Annotated in this window: 9 protein-coding genes; 6 read left to right on the top strand and 3 right to left on the bottom strand. The window is 49.2% G+C overall.

The genetic code is table 11. The annotated features are described in order from the left end of the window. Positions 1–28 precede the first annotated feature (28 nt). Positions 29–1,564 carry a S8 family peptidase gene (locus tag HHL17_RS22095; protein ID WP_169226959.1) on the top strand — a complete coding sequence of 512 codons (1,536 nt, stop codon included), beginning with the start codon at positions 29–31 and terminating at the stop codon, positions 1,562–1,564. Positions 1,565–1,605: 41 nt separating this feature from the next. On the opposite strand, the gene HHL17_RS22090 is transcribed toward HHL17_RS22095, so the two are convergent. Genes HHL17_RS22090 through HHL17_RS22080 form a run of 3 tightly spaced genes read right to left on the bottom strand, consistent with a single transcriptional unit; the run spans position 1,606 to position 4,153 of the window. Next, complete coding sequence (locus tag HHL17_RS22090) at positions 1,606–2,571, bottom strand: MlaD family protein (RefSeq protein WP_169226958.1); 966 nt, start codon at positions 2,569–2,571, stop codon at positions 1,606–1,608. Further along, positions 2,568–3,347 carry an ABC transporter ATP-binding protein gene (locus HHL17_RS22085; protein ID WP_169226957.1) on the bottom strand — a complete coding sequence of 260 codons (780 nt, stop codon included), beginning with the start codon at positions 3,345–3,347 and terminating at the stop codon, positions 2,568–2,570. The genes HHL17_RS22090 and HHL17_RS22085 overlap by 4 nt, the downstream gene beginning before the upstream one ends. A gap of 11 nt (positions 3,348–3,358) precedes the next feature. Continuing rightward, positions 3,359–4,153 (bottom strand): MlaE family ABC transporter permease, encoded by a 795-nt coding sequence (locus tag HHL17_RS22080; RefSeq protein WP_169227233.1) that lies wholly within the window; start codon positions 4,151–4,153, stop codon positions 3,359–3,361. A 131-nt stretch (positions 4,154–4,284) separates the two neighbouring features. Between HHL17_RS22080 and HHL17_RS22075 the strand changes: the two genes are divergently transcribed. The 5 genes from HHL17_RS22075 to HHL17_RS22055 all read left to right on the top strand — a co-directional run bounded on the left by HHL17_RS22075 (position 4,285) and on the right by HHL17_RS22055 (position 8,979). Continuing rightward, positions 4,285–5,103: a universal stress protein gene (locus HHL17_RS22075; protein WP_169226956.1), complete on the top strand. Its 819-nt coding sequence runs from the start codon at positions 4,285–4,287 to the stop codon at positions 5,101–5,103. Between the two features lie 87 nt (positions 5,104–5,190). Next, a complete protein-coding gene (polX, locus tag HHL17_RS22070; RefSeq protein ID WP_206156120.1) occupies positions 5,191–6,963 on the top strand; it encodes a DNA polymerase/3'-5' exonuclease PolX in 1,773 nt (590 codons plus the stop codon). Positions 6,964–7,065: 102 nt separating this feature from the next. After that, positions 7,066–7,416, top strand: coding sequence for a helix-turn-helix domain-containing protein (locus tag HHL17_RS22065; RefSeq protein WP_169226955.1), 351 nt, complete (start codon positions 7,066–7,068; stop codon positions 7,414–7,416). 98 nt (positions 7,417–7,514) lie between these two features. After that, positions 7,515–8,270 carry an SDR family oxidoreductase gene (locus HHL17_RS22060; RefSeq protein WP_169226954.1) on the top strand — a complete coding sequence of 252 codons (756 nt, stop codon included), beginning with the start codon at positions 7,515–7,517 and terminating at the stop codon, positions 8,268–8,270. A gap of 112 nt (positions 8,271–8,382) precedes the next feature. After that, positions 8,383–8,979 (top strand): Crp/Fnr family transcriptional regulator, encoded by a 597-nt coding sequence (locus HHL17_RS22055; protein ID WP_169226953.1) that lies wholly within the window; start codon positions 8,383–8,385, stop codon positions 8,977–8,979. Positions 8,980–9,001: the final 22 nt, after the last annotated feature.

The following is a 9,001-nucleotide window of genomic DNA, read 5'->3' as shown; positions in this document are numbered from 1 at the left end:
AATCCTCATCATTAAAGCAAATCCTCACATGAAAATTGTTAATTTATTTGCAGCTTGTATGCTCTTCGCCACGTTTATGTCCTGTAAAAGAGGAGAGTCCGTCCTGCAGGGTGGCCAACCTTCGGCCACTGAAGGCGTCGTACCAAAATCTGTTATCAATGGACTGGTATTTGAACAACTCAACAAGACCGGTCGCTTTGACTGGAAAATGGTCAATGACAGCGTTGTATGGAGCGCACTGGTACAGGGCGACAGCATCCTGTCTGTAGGCTTCCAGCCCGCCGGCACTGCCGAACTTAGCCAGGAGATCGACAAAATCAACGTTAATGCCGGCAACTGGCAGGATGCCCGGCAGCAGGTGTTAAACCTGATCACCGAAACAGAACAGTTTAAAGGAGACGTTAAACAGGAAAAAGGCCTGGTTACCTATCAGTCTCCCAAACTGCCGGTATTTTATGTAAAAGCCAGCCGCTTTGCTACGGTGAAAGCGCTCCGCGCTTCTGCACTGGTAAGGTATGCAGAGCCGGTGGGATATGCCCGCTATATGCAGGTGAAACCCGCTTCAGGCAGCGCATCCGGAAGTTCTTTGCTTACTTTTGGCTGTGATTCCAATCTGGCCAATACATCCCTGGTCCCCGGTGTAGACTATACGGATATCACACCCGGCGCCAAACAATCGTGGAACTATGTCAATCATAATATTCCACAGGCGTGGACACAGTCCACCGGCGCCAATGTCAAGATCATGCTGATTGACACCGGCGTAAGTCCCACGCAGGACAATCTCGGCAGCAACTTCAACCAGGGTGCATCTTCCGGCCGTACCATCACTAAAATTGCCACCTGGCCGGGCGGTACGCCTGCTGATGTTTGCGGTCACGGTACCAAAATGGCAGGTGTGATAGCAGCACCCCGTGGTGTTAGCGGCAGCAGCGCCGGTATCGCGTACAACGCCAGCCTGGTGACTGTTCACGCGGCTGAAAACGTGGTGATCCTGTCCCCTGAATCTGTACAGGGTATCGGTGACGCCTATGTGATCGGTGGTGATGATGCCAACATAAAAATCATCAGTATGAGCATGGGTTCCCTGTTTTCCTTCGGTCACGTAACAGATGGTATCCGCTACGCTTACAACAAAGGTAAACTGATGTTCTGTGCAGCAGGTACGACCAACTCTACTTTCGGTCCTTTCCTTGGTGTGGTATATCCGGCTACTATGCCTGAAGTACAGGCGGTGACCGGCGTGAAAGACAACGGTACTTCTCCTTGTGAAGACTGTCACTCCGGCCGTGAAGTGGCTTTCGATATCATCATGGAAAAATCCACTACCGGCAGAAATCCGCTTACTACCGCTGCTACCGGTAATGCACCATCAACCGTAGGTGGTTCTTCTGTGGCTACTGCCAGCGCTGCGGGCATCGCCGCACTGGTATGGAGCAAATACCCCACTTATTCCCGTGATAGCATCGTTGCCCGTTTGCGCCGTGCGTCCAGCTTCTATAACAACAAGCATGGACAGCTGGGCTGGGGCGTGATAGATGCGCAGAAAGCAGTAGGAAACTGATTTGTTCAGTGGTCAGCTATAGGAACTGGTGCCTTCGGGCATCAGTTCTTTTTCTTTTTAAAGTAACCACGGAACAGGAAGTTGTGCTGCACAGCTTCGAGGTCTTCTTTGAGCTTGATACTGGAAGAATCGAGATTGTTAAGTGTGCTGCGTAAATGTTCAGCCGCTGCTTCATCATTCAACAGCACGCCGGTCACGCCCTGGCGGCTATTCAACGACTCACTGGCCTTTTTCAGGTTCCGGGAAAACAGCACTAGGGTGTCCATGGTAGCTTTTAGTTGTGTGATGCTTTCGCTGATATTTTCATAACTGGTGGTATCGCTCAGGAGATTGTTGACCAGCGTGCCGGAGCGATTGAGCCGGGTGGAGAAAGAGGAGAGGTTGTCCATTACTTTGCCGCTGCCGGTGCGTACCTGTGCCATGGCGCCTTTGGCATCCTGCAACGTATATTGCAGATTAGCAGCCATCACGGAATCGTTTAACAGCGCGGTGAGCGTGCCTTTACCGGTCAATATCCGTTGACTGACATCTTTTAGATTTTGAGTGATCTGTACTAAATTTTTACTGGCGGAATCCAGTATGGCCATCATATCGCCGGCACCTGCGTCGCTCGGCAGATAGCCGTTATTGCCAATAAGGGGAGAGGCGGCAGATCCGGCGGAGATCATAATGATCTTGTTGCCGATTAGTCCGTCGGTACCGAGTTTGGTATGTGAATCGAGATGTATATGTTTGCGGGCTTTTGTTTCGATGCTCATAGTGACCAATACCTGACCATCTTCTGTGATGTCGATGCCTTTGATAATGCCGATCTTTACGCCGGCAAACCACACGTTATCGCCTACTTTCAGACCGTTCACATCTGTCATGACTGTCTTTGCCGGGAACTTTTTTGCAAATGATTTGTGTTGTTCTCCCAGTGTCAATATAGCAGCAGCGAGTATCACGATAGCCAGTACCGAAAAGATGCTCACAATAAACAACAGTTTGTTTTTACCCGCTTTCATGTGTCGATGATAAAATTGTAGTCATAAAATTTTTTCGCTTCCGCGTCACCTGTCTGAAATACTTCCTCAAAAGTTCCTTCCCTGCTGAATTTCCCATCTGTGATCAATGCTATCCTGTCGCCCGTTGTTTTGGCACAGGTCAGGTCGTGGGTAATAATCACTGAACTCGTTCTGTATTTCTGCTGTACTTCGTTGATCAGCATGTTGATGTCGCTGGAAGTGACAGGGTCCAGCCCAGCTGTTGGTTCATCATACAACATGATATCCGGATGAAGGATAAGCGTGCGTGCGATGCCTACTCTTTTTTTCTGTCCGCCGGACAACTCGGAGGGCATTTTATCGATTGACTGGGACAATCCCACGTTTTCCAGCACTTCACGAATGGTATCTTCCCTTTCTTCATGTGTAAGATGAGGACTGTTCCTTACCAGCGGAAACTCCAGATTTTCACGCACCGTCATGCTGTCGTACAGTGCACTGCCCTGATAGAGGAACCCTATTTTCAGCCTTAATTCCTGCAGTGCCCTGGGGGAAAGCTGGTCTATTTCTTCACCGGCTACACAGATGGTACCGCTGTCCGGTTTTAATAATCCGGCAATGAGTTTGATCAATACAGATTTACCGCTGCCTGAACGGCCCAGTACGACTACGTTTTCCCCTTTGTATAGGTCAAGGTCCATCCCGGTTAGCACCGCTACGGTGTCAAAAGATTTATACAGTCCGCGTATATGAATGACAGTATTTTGTTTATCTATATCGACAGGTGATTTTCTCATGATCTGTTCCTTTAAGATGGCCTGAGTTGATTCACGATCTGTACAATGATCATTTCTTCGATAAAGATGAGAAACATAGAAGCAACCACGGCCGCGTTAGCAGCCTTACCTACGCCCTGTGTGCCTTTGGCCGCGTTATACCCCTGATAGCAGCCCGTGATGCTGATGGTAAAACCATATACCAGCGATTTGATGATCGAAGCAAACATGTCGAGGAAGGAAATGCTGGCGAAGCCATGCTGGAAGAAAGCTGCGAAACTGGTGTTCTCATGCTGGTGTACGTTGATGTATGCACCCAGCAATCCCGCAAACGCCATATAAAATACCAGCAGGGGGTTCATGAGGGTGGTAGCCACCACTCTGCTTACAACCAGGAATTTAAAGGGATTAGTGGCCGATACTTCCATGGCTTCGATCTGTTCCGTCACTTTCATGGAACCCAACTCTGCCCCGATATTAGAACCCACTTTCCCGGCTACGATCAGGGAAGTGATCAGCGGCGCCAGCGCCCTGACGATAGCGATGGAGATAAGTCCCGGCAGCCAGGAGGTGGCGCCAAATTCCGCCAGTGATGGCCGCGACTGGTTCGTAAATACAAACCCCGTGATAAAGCCGGTCAGCGATACAAGCGCCAATGACTTTTGACCAACGTTGTAACATTGTCTGATTATTTCCCTGAATTCGTAGGGGGGGCGGAACACTTCCGCGAAAAACCGGAATACAAACCGGCAGGTGTTATATACATCGGAAAGAACAGTAGTATATAACTTATTGTATAATGTGTATTTATGCGAAGCAGGTTTCATACACACAATTTGCCACAAAGCTATCCGGTTGCCGGACAGTACCCAATGATCACAATCAAATGAATGGCTGACACCTGTCAGCATCCTGGTGATGGTTTCTCTATACCTTGTCACGACAAAAAAATGAGCATATGAAGACAATCATCGTTGCAACTGATTTTTCCCCGGTAGCCTGGAATGCGGCTTGTTATGCAGCGGATATGGCGAAGGCGATCAACAAGCAGGTATTACTGCTGAACGTGTATACGTTGCCGGTATCCTTTGCGGAAGTGCCTATGGCCTTCGATCCCGATAAGCTGATGCAGAACATACAAATGGAGCTGGACAAGTTGCAGCAGCAGTTGTCTGAAAGGATGTCAGGAGCAGTGGTGATCGGTACGAAATTGAAGATGGGAAATTTTTTTACAGAACTGAAGGCTGTTTGTGAGCGGGAAAACCCCTACGCGGTGATCATGGGAAGCCAGGGTACCACTGCAGCCGAACGGTTGTTGCTCGGCGGTCATACGGTATTTGCCATGAAAAACCTTTCCTGGCCGCTGATTACGGTGCCGCCTGCACGTAGTTTTGAAGGCATTAAAAGAATAGGGCTGGCCTGTGACCTTAACCAGGTGGCGGAAACAGTACCGGTAGAACGCTTGCAAATGTTTATGGCAGATTTTGACGCAGAGCTGCATGTAGTGAACGTCAAAGATAAAAAGGCCGACATCACCACCGCCATCCAGGAAAACAACATATTACACCACATGCTGGGGCTGCTGGCGCCTCAGTATCACTATAAAGTTCATCCGAAGGCCGTTGAAAGCATCATGGAAGCCGTGGAAGAGCTGGAGCTGGATATGCTGATCATATTGCCTAAAAGGCATGACTTGCTGTATCAGTTGACCCATAAGAGCCATACGAAACAACTGACCATGCAAAGCCCGGTGCCGCTGATGGGATTGCAGCAATGAATGCAATAGCGGGTAATCGATGTGATGTGCTGCTGAGGAAGTCCTGACATCCCTGTTATTTACTGTGTCAAATTAAAAACCTGCGTTATGACCATCGATTATATGACAACGCAAAATGTGGTTGTGGCGGGAGTGTTACATCGTATGGCTTCCTGCTACAAGTACCTGGGCGCAAAGGAACGCTTCCGTGCTATAGCCTATGATGTCGCATCACGGACGGTCAATAATCTCCAGTGTGATGTTGCCATCTATAAAGACGATAAAAAGTCGTTGGACGAATTGAACGGAATTGGTTCCAGCATTGCAGACAAGATCATTGAATTCCTGAAGACAGGGAAGATCCTGAAATTTGAAGAGCTGAAGAAGACGGTCCCGGAGGGGCTGCTGGACCTGATGGATATTGTGGGGTTCGGCCCGGCACTGATTAAGGTGTTGTATGAGAAACTGCGTATCCGTACACGTGACCAGCTGGTGAAGGCGCTGGAAGCCGGCCGCCTTGAAGGAGTGAGAGGTTTCGGCAGCAAAAAAATCGAAAATATGAAAAAGGGGCTGCAGCTGAGTAGTGAAGCACAGTCCCGGCTATTCATCTGGGATGCACTGAAAGGCGGCAATGAAATATTGGATGCCATACGGCACCTGCCAGAGGTGAAAAAAGCGGAACTGGCCGGCAGTCTGCGCAGAGGCAAAGAGATAGTGGCTGATATTGACATTGTTGTAATGGCCACGGCGGAGGACCGGCAGCGGCTGGCCACCAAAATAACAAAACTGCCGCAGGTAGCTGGTATATTGGCCGCAGGAGACACGAAGGTCAGTGTGCGACTGGCAGCCAGCCAGGCACAGGTCGATGTCCGGATAGTGACGGCAGAGGCTTATGGCGCCGCATTGCTCTATTTCACCGGCTCCAGGGAACATAATATCCGTTTGCGTACCATTGCCCGAGAAAAAGGCTGGAAACTGAATGAATATGGGTTGTTCGACCTGAAGACCGAAAAATACCTGGCCGGGAAAACGGAGGCAGACATGTATAAGTGGCTGGGCCTGCAGTATATTCCGCCTGAACTGCGGGAGGAAAGAGGGGAAATCGAGGTGGCTGCCAAACACCGGTTGCCGGTACTGGTGACGGCCAGCGATATCAAAGGGGATATGCATCTACATAGCAAATGGAGCGATGGGCAGGAAGATATTGAAACGATGGCACAATATGTCAGAAAAACATTCCCCGGGTACGAATACCTGGTTATAACAGATCATTCGCCGAGTGAACGGATTGCACACGGTTTGACAGCAGATGATTTTGTGCGGCAATTTGTCGAAATAGATAAGATCAACCATCGGTTAGGAACAGACTTTCTTAAGAAAGGCGTGGAGGTGGACATCCTGATGGATGGCAGTCTTGATTTGCCGGACCGGTTGCTGCGGCAGTTTGACTGGGTGGTGGCCTCTGTGCATAGTGGATTTACGCATGACAACACCCAACGATTGCTGAAAGCCTGTGATCATCCTTTTGTTAACTGCATCGGTCACCCGGGTGGCAGGCTACTAGGCACCAGGGAAGCCTATACGGTCAACTGGGAACAGCTGATGGAAAAGGCCGCTGCAACGGGAACTGCGCTGGAGATCAATGCGCAGCCGGAAAGGATGGACCTGTCTGATGAATTGGTGAAAATGGCCGTAGCAAAAAAAGTACAGCTGGTTATTGACACGGATGCGCATGCCCTGTCTCAATTTGATTGTATGCAGCTGGGCGTGACGATCGCCCGGAGAGGCTGGTGTAAAAAGGAAGCAGTCCTTAATACCTGTTCGTGGCGGGAAATATCGCAGTTTAGAAACAAAAAGCAGAAAATGCCGCGAAATAAGTAGCTTTGATGGAGGGCCGGCACCACCGCTGCAGAATTCATCTATGGCCCGGTGAAACGTTAACCATCGCAGCCCGATTGTTCAAAGAATGCAGTTAATACGTCCATGAAGCAAAGTGAAAAAATTACGCAGGCATATTTCGCTTTTTTAGATAAACATATCGCTGATGTGATCAGTGGTGACGCGCCAAAATTTCTGGAGCTTAACCAGATCGCCAGCGCACTGTTTGTGTCCCATGCCCATTTGACGGCCACCATCCAGCAAACGATGGGGCATCATCCCTGTCATTTTTATGATCAGAAAATTGTGGATGCTGCCCGGAAAATGCTGACTGAAACAGATAAGCCGGTAGCAGAAATAGCTAATGTATTAACCTACGATCCTTCCAATTTCTCCAAGTTTTTTAAAAAGATGACCGGGCAAACACCCGGACAGTACCGCGATTCCGTGCGATAGTAACCGCTTTCTCAAAATTCCTGAAAGTTCACCATGCCCGGGAAAGGGATTTGCTGACCTTTATCCCATCGTTAAACATTCTTTAAAAAAATGTAGTCATGGGAAGAAACGATTTAAAAGGAAAAGTTGTGCTCATTGCAGGCGGAGCAAAGAATCTGGGCGGTCTGCTGAGCAGGGAGATCGCAAAAAAAGGGGCTAAAATAATCATCCATTTCAACAGTGCCTCCACAAAAGAAGACGCAGACAAAACACGGGAAGACATTCAGGCTGCCGGTGGAGAAGCTATCCTGTTCCAGGCTGATCTTACCAAAGTGGAAAATATCCGGACACTCTTCCAGGAGGCCCGTAAACAATGGGGGGGTATTGATATTGCCATCAACACCGTAGGCAAAGTATTGAAGAAACCTTTCTCCGATACCACGGAAGCTGAGTATGACAGCATGTTTGATATCAACTCCAAGGTGGCTTATTTCTTTATACAGGAAGCAGGTAAACAACTGAACGATAATGGTAAAATCTGTACCATCGTGACCTCTTTGCTGGCAGCATATACGGGCTTGTATTCCACTTATGCAGGTGGTAAGGCGCCGGTGGAACACTACACCCGTGCTGCTTCCAAGGAATATGGCAGTCGCGGTATTTCCGTAACGGCAGTGGCGCCCGGTCCAATGGACACGCCTTTCTTTTACGGCCAGGAAACAGATGATGCGGTGGCCTATCACAAATCAGCATCAGCATTAGGTGGCCTGACGAAGATCGAAGACATTGCGCCGCTGGTGGAGTTCCTGGTAACAGATGGCTGGTGGATCACGGGTCAGACGATATTTGCCAATGGTGGTTATACCACAAGATAGTGTAATGGTCATCCACAGTATAAAAAAATCCCGCTTTGCCATGGGGCGAAGCGGGATAAATTTGTTCACATCTCCCGGAAAAATATTTTAATATTGATCTTAAATCAGGAGCATGGCGGTTTCTATTGAAACGTTACAAAGTCTGTTACAACAATTGAATACAGTTCCACCGGCAGATATGGCGCCGTTGTTTGCAGCTACGCGGGAGGTAAAACTGGAAGCCGGAGAAACGTATATCCGTGAGGGTGATACTGCGAGGAAGCTGGCCTATCTCGAAAAGGGCATCATCCGGGCGTATGCGGTGATGAATAACGGGGACGAAGCTACGTTGTTTCTCCGCTGCGAAGGACAGTTTATTGCCTCGCATGATACCATTATCCGTCAGCGACCGTCCCGCTTTATTTACAGGGCACTGGAAGATACGGTGATGGTAGAGATAGACTACGACAAGCTGGAGGGCGTATTGCGGGAGAACCCACGGCTGGAGCCGTTGCGCAGTTACTTCCTGCAGCTTATGCTGGCCGAAGCGCTGGACTCCATCGAAGCCTTTGTGACGCTGTCGCCGGAAGAACGTTACCTGCAACTATTAGACAGCCGCGGTGATATCGTGAACCGCGTACCGGATAAATACATTGCTTCCATGCTGGGCGTTACGCCGGTGTCGCTGAGCCGCATCCGGAAAAGAATACATAGCAGGGGAAAACAATAACCGTAGAAATTAACATTTGTTA

The organism is Chitinophaga fulva, from assembly GCF_012927205.1.
Classification (GTDB): domain Bacteria; phylum Bacteroidota; class Bacteroidia; order Chitinophagales; family Chitinophagaceae; genus Chitinophaga; species Chitinophaga fulva.
This window is presented reverse-complemented; position numbering and strand designations above follow the sequence as displayed.

Coding starts and splice junctions, on each gene's coding strand:
- HHL17_RS22095 (WP_169226959.1), top strand. CDS start 29: ATGAAAATTGTTAATTTATTTGCAGCTTGTATGCTCTTCGCCACGTTT.
- HHL17_RS22090 (WP_169226958.1), bottom strand. CDS start 2,571: ATGAAAGCGGGTAAAAACAAACTGTTGTTTATTGTGAGCATCTTTTCG.
- HHL17_RS22085 (WP_169226957.1), bottom strand. CDS start 3,347: ATGAGAAAATCACCTGTCGATATAGATAAACAAAATACTGTCATTCAT.
- HHL17_RS22080 (WP_169227233.1), bottom strand. CDS start 4,153: ATGAAACCTGCTTCGCATAAATACACATTATACAATAAGTTATATACT.
- HHL17_RS22075 (WP_169226956.1), top strand. CDS start 4,285: ATGAAGACAATCATCGTTGCAACTGATTTTTCCCCGGTAGCCTGGAAT.
- polX (WP_206156120.1), top strand. CDS start 5,191: ATGACCATCGATTATATGACAACGCAAAATGTGGTTGTGGCGGGAGTG.
- HHL17_RS22065 (WP_169226955.1), top strand. CDS start 7,066: ATGAAGCAAAGTGAAAAAATTACGCAGGCATATTTCGCTTTTTTAGAT.
- HHL17_RS22060 (WP_169226954.1), top strand. CDS start 7,515: ATGGGAAGAAACGATTTAAAAGGAAAAGTTGTGCTCATTGCAGGCGGA.
- HHL17_RS22055 (WP_169226953.1), top strand. CDS start 8,383: ATGGCGGTTTCTATTGAAACGTTACAAAGTCTGTTACAACAATTGAAT.